Annotated in this window: 21 protein-coding genes; 7 read left to right on the top strand and 14 right to left on the bottom strand. The window is 64.7% G+C overall.

Annotated elements, in window-relative coordinates; all coding sequences use genetic code 11:
- The 5 genes from WAN02_RS30260 to WAN02_RS30240 form a co-directional block, all read right to left on the bottom strand.
- A partial coding sequence (locus WAN02_RS30260) for a hypothetical protein (RefSeq protein ID WP_422269068.1) occupies nt 1-415 on the bottom strand: 415 nt, incomplete at its 3' end.
- Nucleotides 416-455: 40 nt separating this feature from the next.
- Nucleotides 456-911: an STAS domain-containing protein gene (locus tag WAN02_RS30255; protein WP_422269067.1), complete on the bottom strand. Its 456-nt coding sequence runs from the start codon at nt 909-911 to the stop codon at nt 456-458.
- A 180-nt stretch (nt 912-1,091) separates the two neighbouring features.
- Nucleotides 1,092-1,586: an SRPBCC family protein gene (locus WAN02_RS30250; RefSeq protein ID WP_422269066.1), complete on the bottom strand. Its 495-nt coding sequence runs from the start codon at nt 1,584-1,586 to the stop codon at nt 1,092-1,094.
- The gene (locus tag WAN02_RS30245) at nt 1,586-2,215 is read right to left on the bottom strand and encodes a nitroreductase family protein (protein ID WP_422269065.1); all 630 of its coding nucleotides are present in this window, start codon (nt 2,213-2,215) and stop codon (nt 1,586-1,588) included. The genes WAN02_RS30250 and WAN02_RS30245 overlap by 1 nt, the downstream gene beginning before the upstream one ends.
- 18 nt (nt 2,216-2,233) lie before the next feature.
- On the bottom strand, nt 2,234-2,716 hold the full coding sequence (locus WAN02_RS30240; RefSeq protein ID WP_422269064.1) for a carboxymuconolactone decarboxylase family protein: 483 nt from the start codon (nt 2,714-2,716) through the stop codon (nt 2,234-2,236).
- A gap of 126 nt (nt 2,717-2,842) precedes the next feature.
- Between WAN02_RS30240 and WAN02_RS30235 the strand changes: the two genes are divergently transcribed.
- Genes WAN02_RS30235 through WAN02_RS30225 form a run of 3 tightly spaced genes read left to right on the top strand, consistent with a single transcriptional unit; the run spans nt 2,843 to nt 5,726 of the window.
- Complete coding sequence (locus WAN02_RS30235) at nt 2,843-3,541, top strand: hypothetical protein (protein ID WP_422269063.1); 699 nt, start codon at nt 2,843-2,845, stop codon at nt 3,539-3,541.
- 7 nt (nt 3,542-3,548) lie between these two features.
- The gene (locus tag WAN02_RS30230) at nt 3,549-4,994 is read left to right on the top strand and encodes a class I adenylate-forming enzyme family protein (protein ID WP_422269062.1); all 1,446 of its coding nucleotides are present in this window, start codon (nt 3,549-3,551) and stop codon (nt 4,992-4,994) included.
- Between the two features lie 18 nt (nt 4,995-5,012).
- Nucleotides 5,013-5,726 carry a hypothetical protein gene (locus WAN02_RS30225; protein WP_422269061.1) on the top strand — a complete coding sequence of 238 codons (714 nt, stop codon included), beginning with the start codon at nt 5,013-5,015 and terminating at the stop codon, nt 5,724-5,726.
- Here the strand turns inward: WAN02_RS30225 and WAN02_RS30220 are convergent.
- Nucleotides 5,712-6,698: an NAD(P)H-dependent flavin oxidoreductase gene (locus WAN02_RS30220; protein ID WP_422269060.1), complete on the bottom strand. Its 987-nt coding sequence runs from the start codon at nt 6,696-6,698 to the stop codon at nt 5,712-5,714. The genes WAN02_RS30225 and WAN02_RS30220 overlap by 15 nt on opposite strands.
- The gene (locus WAN02_RS30215) at nt 6,695-7,087 is read right to left on the bottom strand and encodes a tautomerase family protein (protein ID WP_422269059.1); all 393 of its coding nucleotides are present in this window, start codon (nt 7,085-7,087) and stop codon (nt 6,695-6,697) included. Before WAN02_RS30215 ends, WAN02_RS30220 begins: the two co-directional genes overlap by 4 nt.
- Nucleotides 7,088-7,319: 232 nt before the next feature.
- On the opposite strand from WAN02_RS30215, the gene WAN02_RS30210 reads away from it, so the two are divergent.
- The 3 genes from WAN02_RS30210 to WAN02_RS30200 all read left to right on the top strand — a co-directional run bounded on the left by WAN02_RS30210 (nt 7,320) and on the right by WAN02_RS30200 (nt 10,816).
- Nucleotides 7,320-8,591, top strand: coding sequence for an acyltransferase family protein (locus tag WAN02_RS30210; protein ID WP_422269058.1), 1,272 nt, complete (start codon nt 7,320-7,322; stop codon nt 8,589-8,591).
- Nucleotides 8,592-8,831: 240 nt separating this feature from the next.
- Entirely contained in the window at nt 8,832-9,524 is a 693-nt protein-coding gene (locus WAN02_RS30205) for an Rv0518 family GDSL lipase (protein WP_422269057.1), read from the top strand.
- A gap of 128 nt (nt 9,525-9,652) precedes the next feature.
- On the top strand, nt 9,653-10,816 hold the full coding sequence (locus tag WAN02_RS30200) for an LLM class flavin-dependent oxidoreductase (RefSeq protein ID WP_422269056.1): 1,164 nt from the start codon (nt 9,653-9,655) through the stop codon (nt 10,814-10,816).
- Between the two features lie 123 nt (nt 10,817-10,939).
- Here WAN02_RS30200 and WAN02_RS30195 read toward each other — a convergent pair whose 3' ends face one another.
- The 4 genes from WAN02_RS30195 to WAN02_RS30180 are packed head-to-tail and all read right to left on the bottom strand — an operon-like array spanning nt 10,940 to nt 13,912.
- The gene (locus WAN02_RS30195; protein ID WP_422269055.1) at nt 10,940-11,284 is read right to left on the bottom strand and encodes a DoxX family protein; all 345 of its coding nucleotides are present in this window, start codon (nt 11,282-11,284) and stop codon (nt 10,940-10,942) included.
- A gap of 16 nt (nt 11,285-11,300) precedes the next feature.
- Nucleotides 11,301-12,296 carry an LLM class flavin-dependent oxidoreductase gene (locus WAN02_RS30190; protein ID WP_422269054.1) on the bottom strand — a complete coding sequence of 332 codons (996 nt, stop codon included), beginning with the start codon at nt 12,294-12,296 and terminating at the stop codon, nt 11,301-11,303.
- A gap of 22 nt (nt 12,297-12,318) precedes the next feature.
- A complete protein-coding gene (locus WAN02_RS30185; protein ID WP_422269053.1) occupies nt 12,319-12,756 on the bottom strand; it encodes a tautomerase family protein in 438 nt (145 codons plus the stop codon).
- Between the two features lie 13 nt (nt 12,757-12,769).
- On the bottom strand, nt 12,770-13,912 hold the full coding sequence (locus WAN02_RS30180; RefSeq protein WP_422269052.1) for an LLM class flavin-dependent oxidoreductase: 1,143 nt from the start codon (nt 13,910-13,912) through the stop codon (nt 12,770-12,772).
- Nucleotides 13,913-13,969: 57 nt separating this feature from the next.
- Between WAN02_RS30180 and WAN02_RS30175 the strand changes: the two genes are divergently transcribed.
- The gene (locus WAN02_RS30175) at nt 13,970-15,037 is read left to right on the top strand and encodes a phosphotransferase (protein WP_422269051.1); all 1,068 of its coding nucleotides are present in this window, start codon (nt 13,970-13,972) and stop codon (nt 15,035-15,037) included.
- 32 nt (nt 15,038-15,069) lie between these two features.
- On the opposite strand, the gene WAN02_RS30170 is transcribed toward WAN02_RS30175, so the two are convergent.
- From WAN02_RS30170 to WAN02_RS30160, 3 genes are read right to left on the bottom strand one after another with little or no spacing between them, the layout of a single operon-like run.
- Complete coding sequence (locus WAN02_RS30170; RefSeq protein WP_422269050.1) at nt 15,070-15,348, bottom strand: cytochrome C oxidase subunit IV family protein; 279 nt, start codon at nt 15,346-15,348, stop codon at nt 15,070-15,072.
- A 3-nt stretch (nt 15,349-15,351) separates the two neighbouring features.
- Entirely contained in the window at nt 15,352-15,963 is a 612-nt protein-coding gene (locus WAN02_RS30165; RefSeq protein ID WP_422269049.1) for a cytochrome c oxidase subunit 3, read from the bottom strand.
- Nucleotides 15,960-16,775: a hypothetical protein gene (locus WAN02_RS30160; protein WP_422269048.1), complete on the bottom strand. Its 816-nt coding sequence runs from the start codon at nt 16,773-16,775 to the stop codon at nt 15,960-15,962. Before WAN02_RS30160 ends, WAN02_RS30165 begins: the two co-directional genes overlap by 4 nt.
- Between the last annotated feature and the right edge of the window lie 68 nt (nt 16,776-16,843).

The following is a 16,843-nucleotide window of genomic DNA, read 5'->3' as shown; positions in this document are numbered from 1 at the left end:
GGTCGGGGACCGCAGCGTCGTTCTTCTGCCAGGCCTGGCAGCCGTCCGTCTTGAACGTCTTGTCGGTGGGGTCGATCCGTACAATCTGCGGCTTTTTGCTCATGGCGTTGTCGAGCGGTTGCTTGGCGTCATCGCCGAGCCGCTTCCAGTAGCAAACGCCGGTGCCGACCGGACCGGCCGAGGTGTAGACGCCCGGCACGATGTCGGTTCCCACGTTGTAGACACCATCGTGGTCGATCGTCGTCTTGGGGCCGCCCGCCGGCGCCGCTGGAGGCGGTGACGCAGGAGCCGGGGAAGGAGCGGGCGCCGGAGTAGGGGGGTCGGCGCCAGCGATGCCCGCAGACACACCCCAGCCCAGCGCTATCAGCGCCACAGCAGCTGAAGCAGTTGACTTGGACGTCACAAATAGCAGCATACGGACATCGCGGAATGAACGCCCCAGCCCATTTGCCGCGCTACGCGGTTTTTGTGAGCAGCGGTAGCAGTAGCCGACGACGCGCGGTGTTGGCATCGGCGAAGTAATGCAGCGCCTCGTGCACCGTGGCGGCGGTCGGGAAACTGGTGTCCTCGCCGGTGAGCAGCAACGTCAGGCTGACTGCCTGGCTGGGGATCAGCGCCCATTCCAGTCCGGCGGCAGCGCAGGCGTCGTCCACTCGGTGGAGAAGGCGCACAGCCTGCGCGGCGAACGAGTCCAGGCCCGACAGGTCGAGGACGAACGGCTTGTCCGGCAGGTTGAAGCGATGGGCGTATTCGATGACCTCGTCCACGTTGCTCGCGTCGATCGCGCCGCTGATCGTTACGACGGTTGCCAGGTGTCGGCACTGCGCGCGCACCGCGGCGCCATTGCAATCGAGGGGGAGATGGGCGTGCCGCGGCGCCAACGATGCTGCCTTGCGAATTGAGTCCTTCATTAGAGCGGTCCCCATCCCCAAACACTGTTACTGCAATATCGGGATCAACGATGACCCGAACCTGTTTGAGACGCTAATTGCCTACTCTAAGGTCACCTGTTCCAGCGTTTAATACTTTGCTAAGAAACAATTTTCAGCTACTGGCCAGTACGTTCCAATGGTGCGCCGGCGGGGAGCCGGCTAGGCCAGTCGCTTGACCGATCCGACATAGCTGAGCGCGTGCTCGTAAATGTCGATGTTGTCGCGGGAAATCCTTGCGTGGACGGGTCGTTCGAGCAAGAGACGCAACAACGGGTTGAACGCGTGATACGTCTCATGGAAGGTGAGCACGGTGGTGCCGTCGGGCTGTTCCTCGAGCTCGTGGTAGCCCTCGGCGCGCGACCACAGCGGCTTGCCGATCGCAACATAGCGCGACACCTTGTTGATCGTCGCCTCGGTGACCGTCTCCCACGAGCGCCCTTTGCCACCCGACAACAAGTACTTGGGCACGGGGAAGACGCAGGTGCGGACGAGACCCTCGCCCGCTTCGTCGCCTTCGTTGAGGATCTCCATGCTGCCGGTCGGCCACTCAACCAACCGCGGGCTGGGCGCGTCCGGCGGCACCGGCGGATGCAGCACCCGCCACACCTTCCTCGGGGGTGCGTCGACATGGAATCGAACGGTGAAGGATTGCATCAGCGTTCTCCCCAGCTGTCCCAGAAGGTCACGGTCTCCGCGGGCGGTCGCGAAGCCGGCCGGAAGTCGGTCCCGATCGTGTAGGCCACCGGGAAAAGCGCAGCCTGCGTGACCGTGGCCGGGATGTCCAGCAATTCGGCTACCTCTTGCTCCTTGGCCAAATGCATTGTCGTCCAGACCGATCCGAGGCCACGAGACCGAAGCGCGAGCAAAAAGCTCCAGCCGGCCGGGATGATCGACGCCCAAGCCGACGCGGCGGTCAACACGCTGGAGTTGTCGATGCGGTTCTCCAGGCAGGGAATGACATGCACGGGAACCTGGGCCAGTGTGTCGGTGAGGCTGAACGCGCTGGCGTACACGCGCTGGGTTTGCGGGTCGGACGTGTCCTTGGCGGCGAGGGCAAGATACTCAGCGCCGATGCTGCTGTAGATCTCCGCGATGGCGGCGCGTTTGTCGGGGTCGGTGATCACCAGCCAACGCCAATCCTGCGTATTGCTTGCCGTCGGCGCCTGCATCGCCAGTTGTATGCACTCGAGGATCACCTCGCGACCGACCGGCCGGGTCAGGTCAAGGCGTTTGCGTACCGACCGCGTAGTGCTCAGCAATTCGTCGACGGTGGCGATATCCATGCTGTCCCTCCCGGGGGCTCAGAGGTCGATCGGACAGGACTGATCGACACCGAGCACGCTCAACGAGCGTCCGAGGCCAAGGAACACCGCGACACAGAGTGTGAGATCGAGGATTTCCTCATCGGTGAAGACTTCACGCAGCCGTCCGAAGAACGCGTCGTCGATCGATGCGTGGTCGTTCGCGAATCGCTCGGCGTATTCGATGGCAAGACGTTGGCGCGGCGTGTAGCCGGGATAGGTCGCATACGCCGCGACGTTCTCATACAGCTCTGGTGCTACGCCGGCCTCGAGCACCGAATCCGCGCGGAAGTCCGAGCACGCGACGCAGTCGTTGATCTGCGCGATCCGCATCCTGGCCAGTTCGCGCTCGTCCGGGGGCAGAATGCTCTGCTGGTACGCACCGCGGATCATTCGCTCGACCATGTCACCGAGTTGAGGTCGCAGCGTCCAAATCATTGCGGCCTCGCCACCGGGGCCGTCGGGCACATCAAGCCTGGCCATCAAGCGAGCAAACCAGATGCTCGGCGTGACTGTCCAGGTTCCGGCCCGTGGACAGGACGCGACGCCGGGGGTTACCGTCCGTCTGAGCGGAGCGCGATGCAGCGCTCGCACAGGAGGTCTCGCGGCATGCTCTTCATGCACGAGGTACACACGGTGCGGGGACGCGCCGAGGACGAGTTCGAGGCCGCATTCCGCGACGGCTGGATGTCCACGCTCGGTACCGGTGACGACGCGCGGTTGCTCTGGTACGCCAACCACGCCCACGGCACCGGCCCCGCCTACACCGTCGTCACGGTGACCGCCGTTCGTGATGGTGCGGCATGGGAGCGCCTGGCGCGACGCATTCAGCGGGGCGATCTGCGCCAGTGGATGCGTGAGCTCGACGCGCTCCGCCACGACGTCGCGGCCAAACTCCTCGTGGCGCTTCCGTGGTCACCACTTCAGGACGTGCCGTTCGGCGAAATACCAACCGATGGGCGGGAACACGAGCTGAGCCTCTACATGGAGGACACCATGTGGCCATACGAGGACAAGTTCACCGAATACATCGACCGCTGCGGCCAGGTGTACTCCAAGAGCCTGGAAACCTCCGAGCCGATGCTGGACATTCAGGCTGGCTTCCAGCCCGCCCTCGGCAGTCACCTGCGGCGCGAAGTCGTACTGATGCAACGGATCCGCCAGCCGGAGGCGCTGCTCAACCTCCTGCGGAACGAGATCCCGGCCCGCTACCGTGCACCGGGAACCTGGATGTACGAGGCGTTAGACCTGCGCGATCAATGGACCAGCCGGCTACTTCGGACGTCCTCATGGTCACCGCTGTATTGAGCCGCGGATGAACATCGGCACCATCGCCGACGCCACCGCCATCGGCGATCCCGACCGCGTCGCGCTCATCATCGGCACCGACACAATCCGATACGGCCAACTGGCCGCCACCGTCGAACGCTGCGCTGCGGGCTTGGCGGCCAACGGTGTGACATCCGGAACCCGGGTCGCCGTCGTCGACGGCGGCAGCCTGCTCTCCATCGCATCGGTATTCGCCGCCGCGCGCATCGGTGCGGCGGCAGCCCTGATGAACCCCGCGCTCACGACACCCGAGCTGCGCAGCCTGATGCAGAATGCGGGATGCACAGACGTCGCGGTTGCCGGCGAAAGATACGCGGAGCGACTCCGTGCGGCCGGCGTGGGCAGGATATTGACAGCGGCTGACCTGTTGCGCGACAACGTGATTCCACCGGCGAAGACGGCGGATGAGTTCGACGACCGCGACGCCCTCGTGCTCTTCACCAGCGGTACCACCGGGCTCCCGAAAGCGGTCGGAATCAGCAACGCGCAACTGAGCACGCGGATCCGCGGAATGGCGCAACCGTTCCAGCCGGACTCCCCGCCCACCGTGGCGATGATGTGTGTCCCGTTTTTCCACGTCGGCGGCTCGCTGGGCATCCTCGGCAGCCTGTACTCGGGCAACACCTCGGTCGTGCAGGAGCGATTCGACGCCGCCGCGTGGTTGTGGCTGGTGCAGGAGCACCGGGTGCAAACCGCATTTCTGGTGCCGACGATGCTCCAGCGGATCCTCGACCATCGCGACTTCGCCGGCACCGACCTCTCGTCGCTGATCGCCATCGCCTACGGGGCGGCGGCCGCGCCCGTCCCGTTGGTGCGCCGTGCAATGGTCGCCCTGCCGCGTGTCGCGTTTGCCAATGTGTTCGGCCAGACCGAAACTCTGGGCGCCTACACAAGTTTGATGCCGCAGGACCACCGCGATCCCAACCGGGTGGGCTCGGTAGGAAAACCGCTGCCCGGGGTTGAGGTCCGGGTGGTGGATCCCGACACCGGGACAGACGTCGAGGCGGGGGTTGTCGGCGAGCTGTGGGTGAACACCACCCAGAACGTCACCGAAGGCTGGCTGCATACCGGTGACCTCGCACGCCGCGATGGCGACGGCTACATCTATCCCAGCGGCCGGCTCAGCGACACCATCAACCGCGGGGGAGAGAAGTTCGGCCCGATCGAGGTCGAGGAGGCACTGCGCACCCATCCCGCGGTGAGCGACGTCGCGGTCGCCGGCATCACCGACGAGGAGATGGGTCAGCGGGTGGGCGCGGCGGTGGTTACCCGCCTCCCCGTGACGCTCGACGAGCTGCGGTCGCATTGCCGCGACTTCATCGCCTATTTCAAGTTGCCCGAGCGGCTGGCGGTCGTCGACCACATCCCGTACAACGACACCGGCAAAGTCAATCGCCGCCAACTCGCCCTGTTGATCGCCGAGAACGCCTGACGGCCGAAAGGAGTCGCCGTGCTATTCCTTCACGAAACCCACCAGGTGGTCGGCGCCCGCGAGGACGACTTCGAGGCGGCCTACCGAGAAGGCTGGATGCCCACCCTGGCGCTGGAGGAGAACGCTCGGTTGCTCTGGTACACCAACCATGCACATGGCTCGGGATTGGCTTACAACGTGGTCACTGTGACCGCGATAGCCGACGGCACGGGGTGGGAGAGCCTGGCCCGCCGGGCACAACAAGGCGATCTGGCGCCGTGGATGCGCGAATTGGACAACCTGCGCCACGAGGTCACTGGCAAGATCCTGTTGCCGGTCGAGTGGTCGCCGCTGCAAGAAGTGGACCTGACGACGGTGCCCACCGACGGTGCGACGCACCCCCAGAGTTTGTTCATGGAGGACACCGGGTGGCCTTACGCCGCGCTGGACGACTACATCCGCTCCTGGGATGAGATTTACTATCGCGTGCTTTCCAAGGCGCCCCCGGGCAGACGGGTGCTCGAAATCCAGGCCTGCTTCCAGGTGGCGCACGGGAGCTACAAACGCCGAGAGGCGATGCTGTGGCAGAAGATTGACGCAACCAACGACTACGCCGCCCTGAAGCATCTGCTGACTACCGACATCCCACCCGAGCATCGCGGGCCGGGGACCTACATGTTCGACGCCCTGAAGTACCGCGACCAGTGGGAGAGTCGACTGCTTCGCACGTCAGCCTGGTCACCCCTGTACTGAGCTCGCCCCAAAGCTGTTCTTGCGGTTCAGGATTCGATCGGCCTCAGCCGCCATCTCGGCGACGATGTCGGCAGCAGGACGCACTGCGTGGATGAGACCGATCGACTCACCGATCAGGATGGCGGCGGCCTCGAAGTCCTCTGCGGCAACGGCGGTTTGATATGTCCTGACCACTTCGGGCAACGACGCCTGCAGTTCGGCTTCGTGGCCATGCCAGCCGTCGACGAACGGGTTACTCAAGGCCCGCTCGTTGTATTCCGGCGCCCAATCCAACTCCCGCACGTAGTCATAGACCCGAGTGCGATAGGTGTCGTCGCCGCTGGCACCGATTGCTCGCTGGTGAGCACGTGGTGACACCAGTGCTTCGGGGGAAGCCCAGAGCCGAGTGCCTACCACCGCGCCATCGGCACCAAGCACGAGTGCCGCCGCAAGTCCGCGCCCATCGGCGACGCCGCCCGCCGCCAACACCAGCGTTTCGGGCGCACGTGCGGCGGCCAGGTCGACGACCTCGGGCACCAGGGTGAATGTCGTGCGCACCGTCATTCCGTGCCCACCTGCCTCGCTGCCCTGAGCCACCAGTATCTGCGCGCCGGCGTCCAAAGCCTGACGCGCGCGGTCGAGCGTTTGAACCTGCGCAACAAGCGGGACCCCGGCCTCGTGGATGCGCCCTGCGAACGGATGCAGATCGCCGAAAGACAACATGATCGCCGCCGGCCGCCGTTCCAGCGTCTCGTCGAGCACGTCGGGATTGCGGGCCAGACTCCACGTGATGAAGCCACATCCGACCCGTGCGCCGTCGGCCAGACCGAATTCGCGGGCTACCCATTCCGGGTCGGCGTAGCCGCCGCCGATCAAACCGAGGCCGCCGCCCGATGACACGGCCGCGGCGAGCTTGCCTCCCGAGGCCAGCGCCATCGGCGCGGACACAATCGGGTGCTCGATGCCGAAGAACTCGGTGAGCCGGGTTCTCACTTGAGCTCTCCGGTGAGGAACTGAGCCCGCCCATAGCCGAAAGACCAGTCCTGGTCGTCGTTGTCGGTGATCGATATGACCAGATCTGCCGAGTCGAGCCCGCATCGCGCGGCCAGGTTGGCGGCGACCAGCTCAAAAAACCGCTGCTTCTTCGCTGGTGGACGGCGCCGGCTCACCACATGCACAACCACCAGCGCGGCGGAGCGCTCGATCCCCAGACCCGTATCCCAGACCACGATCTCGTGGCTGGGGTGCGTGCGCACGACCTGATAGCGGTCCCGTGGCGGCACTCCGAACGCCTCGACGACCGCGTCGTGGATGGCGTCCAGCAATGTCCGAATCTCGGCAGGTGATCGACCCTGGATCAGGTCGACGTACAGCAACGGCATGTTTTCTCCGACGATGTCGCTCGAGTGTTGAGTTGACGCTAATCGTCTCAACGCGTGCTGTGAATGATCGCTTCCGCCCGTTCGCGCTCGCCGGTTCGGGGCATTGACACGACGCCTGCCTGCGGTGATACCGGGCTAATCGCTGCAAGCCACACCGGGCCGACAACTCGCTATCGATCCAGCGCACTGATACCCTGCCAACGCCGTCGTTTGTGACGATGCGCCGCGGTAAATGAAGCACCAGCGGCCTCACGGAAAGAATGTTGTGCGCAGCGGAGAGATCAAGGCCCTCACAGGACTTCGCATCGTCGCCGCCGTGTGGGTGGTGCTCTTTCATTTCCGGCCACTGTTGCGCGATGCCGCACCCGGATTTCTCGACGCGCTCACACCGGTGCTCAATTGCGGAGCCCAAGGTGTGGATCTGTTCTTCATCCTGAGTGGGTTCGTGCTGACCTGGAACTACCTCGACCGGATGGGCGGATCCTGGTCGACCCGTGCCACCCTGCACTTCCTTTGGCTGAGGTTGGCCAGGGTGTGGCCGGTCTATCTGGTCACCCTGCATTTGGCCGCACTGTGGGTTATTTTCACTCTGCACGTGGGCCACGTGCCGTCGCAGGAGATCTACCGCTTCACCGCGATCAGCTACGTGCGACAAGTCCTGTTGGTACAGCTGTGGTTCCAACCATTCTTCGATGATTCGAGCTGGGATGGGCCGGCATGGTCGATCAGCGCTGAGTGGTTGGCCTACATCCTGTTCGGGCTGCTGGTGCTGGTGATCTTCCGGATGGCCCGCGCGACCCGGGCTCGCAATCTGATGTGGCTGGCGGTCGCCGCCGCGCTTCCCCCGGTGGTGTCGCTGCTGGTGACCGGCGAGTTCTACACGCCCTGGAGTTGGCTGCCGCGCATCGTCATGCAGTTCACCGCTGGGGCGCTGGTCGCCGCCGCGGTCAGCAGGTTGCAGCTCACCGACCGTGGTCGGCGCGCTGCCGGCTGGGCGTCCGTGTTGCTGATGGCCGGCGTGGTGGGCTTTCTGTACTGGTCCGATGCGCACCCGCTGCACGGTGTCACGGACACCGGCGGCCTGGTCGACATCTTGTTCGTGCCGCTGGTGATGACACTGGCAGCCGGCACCGGCAGCTTGCCGGCGCTGCTGTCCATCCGGCCGTTGGTCTACGGCGGGCAGATCTCGTTCTGTCTGTACATGGTTCACGAGTTGGCGCACACCGCGTGGATCTGGACGGCCCAGCAGTTCGAGCTCACCATGGTCGGCAACGGCGGCAAGCTGCTGCTGGCCGCGGTGCTCGCGGTGACCTTCGTCGCCGCGGCCCTGCTGTATCACGTCGTCGAAGAGCCCGCCCGGCTCTGGATGCGCAGGATGGTCGGCGATGGCCGGCCGGTGGTCGACGCTGCTGATCCTGCTGCGCCGACCGCGGGCGGCAAACTGCAGTCGATCGACGGGACCCAGGAAGGTCGACCGAAGTCGATTTCGGCGCGCGCCGGCTGAAACTGTCTGGTAGAGCTAGCAATACTGCGGCAAATCCTGATCAAGTAGCATCCCCTGTGGCGCGAGACCTTACGGGTCTCGCGTCCGTTGACAAGTGGGCGCGTCATCAGCACCGGCAGGCGCCCACGCAGCGTCCAACCGGACGACAGCGGGTCGACGGCGCGATTCGTCGTGGTGCTTTTACGATGCCGCTTGTACGGCTGAGACACGCGGCCGGCGTAGTGGACAGTGGAGGTAACGGTGGGGCGTCTAGCCACAGTTGTCATCGCAGGTGCAGTCGCGGCCGGAATGGTCACCGTCCATCCCGCCACGCTGCAGCCCTACCAGATGGTGGCCCGCGGCACCCCGATCGACCACGTCGCAGTGATCGGGGATTCCTACACCACCGGTACCGATGAAGGCGGCTGGGGATCTAACACCTGGACCAACCGCACCTGGCTGACGCTCGCGCGCCAGGGCGTGCAGGTCGCACCCGAGGTTGCCTCCGAAGGCCGGGCCGGCTACGTCGTGCGCGGTGATCACGGCAGCGTGTTCGAGGACCTGACCAATCGGGCCGTCCACCCCGACGACGCGTTGGTGGTGTTCTTCGGGTCGCGCAACGACCACGGTGTCGACCCGACCCAGATGGCGGCCATGGCCCACGACACCATGGACCTGGCCCGCCGTATCGCGCCCTCGGCGAAGTTACTGGTGATCGGCCCGCCCTGGACGGACTCCGAACCACCGATCGACGTCCTGTACATCCGCGACATTCTCAGCGGTCAGGCCAACGAGGCCGGGGCAACGTTCATCGACCCGATCAGCGAGGGGTGGTTCGTCGGCCGGCCCGACCTGATCGGCCCCGACGGCGTGCACCCTAACGACGCCGGGCACGCGTACATGGCCGAGAAGATCGCTCCGTTGATCCACGCCCAGTTGTCCCGACGGGCCTGATCCCGGCGGCGGCTGCGGCGTCGTTGGGCGGTGCCGGGAAACTCTTTGCAGATTGGAGGCTCCAACTCTTAACCCACAGCGCATCAAGGGTTTAGGGTCTGGGCAAATCGACTGCTAGGGGACCGCACATGGCCAAGCTCAGGTTTGGATACTTCATCGCACCGTTTCACCGCGCAGGAACCAACCCGACGCTGGCCATGCAGCGAGATCTCGAGTTCGTCGAACACCTCGACGCGCTCGGCTTCGATGAAGCGTGGATCGGCGAGCATCATTCGGCCGGCAGCGAGATCATCGCTTCGCCGGAGATATTCATCGCGGCCGCCGCGGAGCGGACGAAGTGGATCAAGTTGTGTACCGGGGTCATCTCGCTCGCGTATCACAACCCGCTCTGGGTCGCCGACCGGTTGATGATGCTCGATCACCTCACCCACGGCCGGGTGATCGGTGGGGTGGGGCCGGGTTCACTGCCCAGCGACTCGTCGATGATCGGGCTGACGCCCACCGACACGCGAGAGTTGTTGGACACCAACCTCGACATCGTTGTCCGCCTGCTGCGCGGCGAGACGGTGTCCGCGAAAACCCCGACCCACGAACTGCACAACGCCCGCTTGCAGCTTGCGCCGTACTCCGACGGGGGTGTCCCGCTGGCGGTGGCCGCGGTCGCTTCGCCAACCGGTGCGCGACTGGCCGGCAAGCACGGCATCGGCCTGCTGTCCATCGGGGCGACGCTGACGGTCGAAGGCTTCAACGCGCTGCAATACCACTGGGACATCGTGGAAGAGCGCGCGGCGGCGTTCGGCACCGCGGTCGACCGCAAGAACTGGAGTCTGGTCGGACCATTCCACATTGCCGAAACCGAGCAGCAGGCCCGCGAAGATGTGAAATTCGGCCTGGAGCCGTGGTTCCGGTATTTCCAGAAGGTGGCCGCGTTCCCGCAGATGACCATGCCCGGTGAGCAGATCGACGAGATGATCGACGTGATCAACGACAACGGCGCCGGAGTGATCGGCACGCCGGAGCGGGCGCGCGAACAAGTGCAGCGGATGTGGGATCAATCCGGTGGATTCGGTTGCATGCTGCAGATGGGCCACGAGTGGGCCAACCCGGCGGCGACCAAACGGTCGGCTGAGCTGTTCGCCGCCGAAGTGATGCCGCATTTCCAGGGTCAGGCGCAACCGACCCTGGACGCCGCCACGCGTGCCAGCGAGGCCCGCGAAGGCCTCGCGCAATCGCAGAACGACGCCGTCGCGCATATGACCAAGAAGTATCAAGACGAAATCGCCTCGAAATAGCCGACTTTCGGCCACGCCACGAGTCCACCGCCAGCATCAGCCCGTTCGGGCCGCCAGGCGATGACCACGTAATGCAGTTAGCCCAGCTTACTAGCGGGCCGGCGGCTATGACAAGCTACTTGATTACATCGACTGCAGGATCGCGGTCGCGACGGCCAGACCCAGTCCGATCACCGCCGGAGCCGAGTCGGACGCACTGTCGGATGCCCGTACATGAAAGGCTATGGCGCCCAAGAGAAGTAGGGCCAGCCCGACGGCGGCAGCTATGCCGATCGGCGCCCACGACAGGCCGGCCAGGATGCCGGCGACGCCGGCGAGTTCGAGCGCCCCGATCACCCGCCACTGCACCGGGTTGACGCCGAGATGATCGCGGATTTCCAACGATTGCTTCACCCCGACAAGCTTGATCGAACCGGCAAACCCCATCAGCACTGCGAGCAAAGCCGTCACGACTACTTTGGCGATCATCACTACACCGTAATACTCAGCCCGCGATGCCGGTGGCGGATGCGAAGGCGCGCAGTTCGCGTTCGATGTCGGATCCCGCTGGCTGGTAGGCGACTTCGGTGACCCCGGCGGCGGCAAGGTCGCGCACGCGCGCCGCGACCTGTTCCGCGCTACCCGTCAACCCCCCGGCGCTGACCATCGGAATGAGGTCGGCCACGTACGGCTCGTCGCGCGGGTTGGCTTTCACCAGGTGCCCTTCATGGATGGCGAGATGCCGTTCGTTCTCGGGATGAGCCTCGACCGCCTCACGCCATCCGCGCCCACCGGGCACCGCGTCGACCACGGCGGCGCCGCCCCGCTCGTACATGGCGTGATACATCACCACCGCACCCGGCGCCACCGCGTCGACGACCCGCGGCGAGGTCAGCTCCTCGCCCTCGTCCAGCACCGAGCCGAAGGACAGCAGCGCCCGCCAGTCGGCCACGTTGACCGCGTCGGGCTGGGGCACGGCGGCCGAGAACACCCCGTCGCCGAGTTCGGCCGCCACGGCCAGACCCTTCGGACCGTCGGCGCCGATCAGGATCGGCACCCTTATCGGTCGCGCAGCGCCGTAACCGGACGGGTGCATCATCCGGATTCTGGCGCCGTCCCATTCGGCGGTCTCGCCGGCCAGCAACGCCTTCAGGCAGCGGACGTACTCGGCGACCTGCCGCCACGGCATGGGACGCTTACCCAACGAGAAGCGGCCGGTGAAACCCGATCCGATCGCCACTGCGGCGCGACCCGGGGCCTGGTCGACGAGCTCGGCGATAGCCGCCGCGTTCACCATCGGATGCCGAAGGCTGGGAACGAGAACACCCGGCCCGAGACCGATCCGCGAGGTCCGTTCGGCGCACCGTGCCAGGATCATCCAGACATCGGGATACAGCGCAGGGGAGTCGTAGAGCCACGCTCGCCGGTAACCGAGCGACTCAGCCAGTTCAACATGCGCCGGGGTATCCGATGAGGTGGCGAACGCACAAGAGATGTCCATGACCGGACAGTAACCGACCCGATTACGGTGCGTCGTCGGCAACCAGACCTTTGACGTGCCGGTAGTAGATGATCTTGCCGCCACCGGCCCAATTGCCTTCTGGGATTTCATGAATCAACGTCCAGACGTGAAACGCTTGTTCGCCTTCCGGATCGATTCCTGCCGCGCCGCAGACCGCGACGTGCACGTCGGCCGCGAGCTGCTCCTTGCGGTCTTTCGTCAGCGCGCCGCCGAACACCGTCATCTCCACCCGGAATCGGGGGGCGCCCGGGCCGCGGCCGCCCACCGACTGTGCGGCCGGATCGAGCTCGTGCAGATACACCAGGGTGTTGTCGCGCAGGAATGGGGTGTCCGGGGCCTGTTCGGCTTGCAATAGCACGGTGACGAGCTCGTCGGTCAATCGTCCCAGCGCCTGATGCTGCAGTGAGCCACGCAGGTAGGTCAAGTCGATCGTCGGCATTGTCCGGCCCTCCTCAGAGCTTCTTCAGCGCGCGCACAACCTTGACGTAGGGAGCGGTCGCGGTGGCGCTTTTCCGCAGACTCGGCTGGATCGCACCGGCGTTGCCCAGAACCAGATACCGCAAACCGTGGTCGCGGAACTCCCTGATCTGGTCGACGACTTCGTCAGGGGTGCCGACCGCGAACAGCTCTTCGACGAGGGATCGGGGGACCTTCGCCGCGAAGCTGAGCGCGGTCTGCTCGTCGATGGTCTGCGGGATCAGGTCCTGCACGCCGGTGAAGTCGGCTCCCATCGGATGTTCGGCACCGTGACGAGCCCAGTCTTTGGCGGGGGAGTTGAGCGTGAACACTTTCGCGATGTCGGATTCGACGACTCCGTCGATCTCGTCGCGGGACCGGCCGGTGACGATGAATCGGATGAGGGCGGGAGTAATCGCCATCGGATCGCGCCCGGCATCCGAGGCAGCGGTGCGTACGATCTGAAGCTGCTCGCCGTATTCGGACGCTCTGGTGGTGCCCGGAAACCAGCCGTCGGCATATCGCCCGGTGGCCCGCATCATCCGAGGGCCGTGCGCGGCGATCCAGATCTCCGGCCACTTACCGCGATACGGCGGGAGCGCGAAAGTGGCGTTGTGCAAAGGAAAGAACGGTGAGTCGCGAGTGACCAGCTCGCCGTTGGAATCCCACAGCGCGCGGATGGTGGCCACGGCTTCCTCGAAGCGTGCCACCGGTTTGGACCAATCCACGCCGTAGGGAGCGTTGCTTTCTCGCTCACCGGTCCCGATTCCCAGCACCGCACGACCGCGCGTCAGCAGGTGCAGCGACGCCGCGGCCTGAGCGGTGACCGCGGGATTACGCCGACCGGTATCGGTGACGGCAACCCCGAGCTTCATCCTGCCGAGCCTGTTGCGGCCGGCCAGATAGCCCAGGATCGTCCACGGCTCCAGGTGAGCATCCATCTTCGGAATCAGCCGGGCGGCACCGACATGCTTTGGAGTCCACATCGACGGCGGCAGCACCGAGTTGAGGTGGTCGGCGACCCAGAACGAGTCAGCCCCGCAGGCCAGCCCGATCGCGTAATCGGCGTGCACCAGTGGCTTCGGCCCGAAACGCGAGTTGATCGTGTTGTGCATGACGCCGACACCGAAACGGGCCATCGCTTATTGCTCCTCGGTAGGGTTTTCGCAGACGAGGTCGACGACAAGGGGCCGCAGATGGCGGGGATGGCAGAACTGGTGCCGGTACTGCCTGCGCATCGTTTCGACGAGGCGGCGCTGGCTCGCTACCTGGGTGGCCGGCTGCCCGGCTTCGACGGCCAACTGCAGGTTCGACAGTTTCAGGGCGGCCAGAGCAATCCCACTTTTCATCTGCGGACCGCCGGCGGCGACTACGTGCTGCGCAAGAAACCACCCGGCAAGCTGTTGCCGCGGGCGCACGAGGTCGCGCGCGAGCACCGCGTGATGGCCGCGCTGGCCGACACCGATGTTCCCGTGCCGCGCATGCAGCTGCTCTGCGAGGATGAATCCGTGATCGGTACAACCTTTTTCGTCATGGATCATGTTGCGGGGCGGGTCTTCCCGGACCGGGTCATGCGTGAAGAGAGTCCCGCACACCGCGCCGCGGTTTACCAGGACCTTGCCCGCGTGCTTGCGGCCCTGCACCGCGTGGATTGGCGCGCAGTCGGACTCGAGGGCTTCGGCCGGCCCGAGGGCTATATGCAACGCCAGGTGGCGCTGTGGACGCGGCAGTGGGAGGCCGCGCGCATGGAAGACATGCCGGCCATGGACCTGCTGGCGAAGTGGCTGCCCGAGCACCTGCCACCCGATGACGCGCCGTCGTGCATCGCCCACGGCGACTATCGTCTGGGCAACGTCTTGCTGCACCCGACCGAGCCACGAGTGGTGGCGGTGCTGGACTGGGAGCTGGCGACGATCGGCAATCCGCTGGCGGACCTCGGGTATGTCTGCGTCACGTATCACGTGCCGGGCGGACCCGGCGGCAGAAGCGGCGTCATCGGTGAAAACCTCACTGGCACTGGAATTCCCGACCAGCAGACCTTCCTGGCCAGCTATCGCACTCACGCTGGTGTGGAGCTTCCAGACTCGCTCGACGTCTTCGTGGTCTTTTCGATGTTCCGGCTGGCTTCGATCACCGCCGGGGTCTGGCGGCGGGGCGTCGAGGGCAACGCGGCCGATTCGCGGGCCGGTACCGACGAATACCGCGAGCGGTATCGCGGTATGGCTGAAACCGCGTGGGAGTTGGCGCAACGAATCGCGGCCTGAGTGTCGGGCGCGATTCCACGCATATTGCGTGGTCACAGACTGCCGAAGTAGAAGCTCAGCAATAGCGTGAAAAGCCCGAAAACCCATGCGCTCGTGGTCGCCTTGAGCCAACGGGGTGCGCGGCGAACTTCCATGAAATGCCGAATAACCAAGTACGCCTTGATCGCTGCGATCAGCAATACGGCGGTCGTCACTGTCGTATTGATCTGATGCGCGGCACCGCCATCGAGGGTGATCAGCGACGACACGATGGTGACCGTCGTGAGCAGTGCCCACACGATCGTCAATGGATTGCGTATCAGTGCCGTCATGGTCTACCTCATCAAGTACAGCAGGGCGAACAGAACCAGCCATAAGACATCGACCATGTGCCAGTAAGTGGCACCTGTCTCGACGAACGAGATCTTGGGTGCTGTCGATGTTTTCAGGTTGCGGATGATGAAGCACATGATGACCAGGCCGAGGGCGACATGGCACAGGTGCATGCCGGTCATCACGTAGTAGTACATGAAGAACAGGTTCGTTCCGGGCGTCAAGCCGCTTTTGATTTCCGGGATCCACTCGAACATCTTGAACAGCGGGAAGGCGGCACCGAAGGCCAATGCGATCCAGAACCGTTGTAGCGCAGCCGCTCTGTTGCCAGCGCGAGCCGCCTCCGTGCCGAGCGCCACGAAGAGCGAACTGGTCAGCAGCATCACGGTGTTGATGGCGCCGATGTCCAGATTCAGCCGAGCCTGGCTTTGTAGGAACAGTTCGTGATTCTGGCCCCGGAAGTACATGTAGCCAACGAAGTAGACGCCGAAGATGAGTAAGTCACCTATGACGAAGAACCACATGCTCGAGTCGCCGGGAACATGGCACTGCCTGCTGTCATCCCGTCGAGAGTCGTCGACTCCGGGGGTGACTCCCTCGGCAACGTTGGTCATACGCTCGTCCCTGACCGCAGTTCAACCGCTTTCGGATGGCGTTCAGGCAAGGCGTTGTCGAGTTCGACCTCTGGTTGGTTCTTGATCGCCCGGTAGATGCACACGTACACGATGATCTGCCAGGAGACATACAGGATCATCGCGAACCAGAAGGTCATCAGGCCGTTCCATGCGAAGGGCCCCGTTTTGACGATCCAGACCGGTGCGGCCATCAGCTCGGTCACATACTGCCAAATGGTGTAGTAGCCCAACCACTTTGGCAGAATGCCGTTTTCGTCGAGAATGATGGCCAAGCCGAAGGCCATCCACATGACGCAAAAACATCCCAGCGAGCCGATGAATGCCAGGTAGCCGAAGTCGTAGAGCATGGTCAAAACACCGGAGTTGTACCCGGGGCGAAAGGCGCCGAGGCCGAAGCAGAACATCGGGAACAGCATGCCGACGATCGCGCCGGTGATCGCACCGATCATCATCGAATAGCGGAACGCAGGGCTGACCGACATCCGCCTCACCTGCATCAGGTAGCAGGCGTTGGACACCGGCGCGAGCCCATAAGCCAGCGTCAGGATCACGCACGCGATCAGCAGATTGTGCGAGTGCATGAAGTCGACGATGTGCGGTGTGGTGCTGCTCGGCGACCTCGGCGGCATCATCCAACTCAGCGGAACGAACACCAGACCGAACAGGTTGAAAAAGAACGGCACGCTCCAAAACGCGATCCACTGATCGAGTTTGCGATTCTTGCGCCACGACGTTGCATGCTCGGCCGGCGGGGCGGGGGCCTTCGGCACCTCTGCCACACTGCCGCTCATGCCAGAACCACCCGCTCGTCACCCTGGTGCCGTACTGCGCGCAGAAGCGCCCAGAACATCACCGCGAT

It is taken from the genome of Mycobacterium sp. (assembly GCF_049281135.1).
GTDB lineage: Bacteria > Actinomycetota > Actinomycetes > Mycobacteriales > Mycobacteriaceae > Mycobacterium.
The sequence above is the reverse complement of the archived record's forward strand: the minus strand, read 5'-3'. Positions and strand labels throughout refer to the sequence as shown.

Excerpts from the sequence above, each read along its gene's own strand:
- WAN02_RS30200 (WP_422269056.1), top strand. The coding sequence starts at position 9,653 with ATGGCCAAGCTCAGGTTTGGATACTTCATCGCACCGTTTCACCGCGCA.
- WAN02_RS30210 (WP_422269058.1), top strand. The coding sequence starts at position 7,320 with ATGAAGCACCAGCGGCCTCACGGAAAGAATGTTGTGCGCAGCGGAGAG.
- WAN02_RS30230 (WP_422269062.1), top strand. The coding sequence starts at position 3,549 with ATGAACATCGGCACCATCGCCGACGCCACCGCCATCGGCGATCCCGAC.
- WAN02_RS30235 (WP_422269063.1), top strand. The coding sequence starts at position 2,843 with ATGCTCTTCATGCACGAGGTACACACGGTGCGGGGACGCGCCGAGGAC.
- WAN02_RS30190 (WP_422269054.1), bottom strand. The coding sequence starts at position 12,296 with ATGGACATCTCTTGTGCGTTCGCCACCTCATCGGATACCCCGGCGCAT.
- WAN02_RS30195 (WP_422269055.1), bottom strand. The coding sequence starts at position 11,284 with ATGATCGCCAAAGTAGTCGTGACGGCTTTGCTCGCAGTGCTGATGGGG.
- WAN02_RS30240 (WP_422269064.1), bottom strand. The coding sequence starts at position 2,716 with ATGGCCAGGCTTGATGTGCCCGACGGCCCCGGTGGCGAGGCCGCAATG.
- WAN02_RS30215 (WP_422269059.1), bottom strand. The coding sequence starts at position 7,087 with ATGCCGTTGCTGTACGTCGACCTGATCCAGGGTCGATCACCTGCCGAG.
- WAN02_RS30255 (WP_422269067.1), bottom strand. The coding sequence starts at position 911 with ATGAAGGACTCAATTCGCAAGGCAGCATCGTTGGCGCCGCGGCACGCC.
- WAN02_RS30165 (WP_422269049.1), bottom strand. The coding sequence starts at position 15,963 with ATGACCAACGTTGCCGAGGGAGTCACCCCCGGAGTCGACGACTCTCGA.
- WAN02_RS30185 (WP_422269053.1), bottom strand. The coding sequence starts at position 12,756 with ATGCCGACGATCGACTTGACCTACCTGCGTGGCTCACTGCAGCATCAG.
- WAN02_RS30160 (WP_422269048.1), bottom strand. The coding sequence starts at position 16,775 with ATGAGCGGCAGTGTGGCAGAGGTGCCGAAGGCCCCCGCCCCGCCGGCC.
- WAN02_RS30245 (WP_422269065.1), bottom strand. The coding sequence starts at position 2,215 with ATGGATATCGCCACCGTCGACGAATTGCTGAGCACTACGCGGTCGGTA.
- WAN02_RS30175 (WP_422269051.1), top strand. The coding sequence starts at position 13,970 with ATGGCGGGGATGGCAGAACTGGTGCCGGTACTGCCTGCGCATCGTTTC.
- WAN02_RS30170 (WP_422269050.1), bottom strand. The coding sequence starts at position 15,348 with ATGACGGCACTGATACGCAATCCATTGACGATCGTGTGGGCACTGCTC.
- WAN02_RS30250 (WP_422269066.1), bottom strand. The coding sequence starts at position 1,586 with ATGCAATCCTTCACCGTTCGATTCCATGTCGACGCACCCCCGAGGAAG.
- WAN02_RS30180 (WP_422269052.1), bottom strand. The coding sequence starts at position 13,912 with ATGGCCCGTTTCGGTGTCGGCGTCATGCACAACACGATCAACTCGCGT.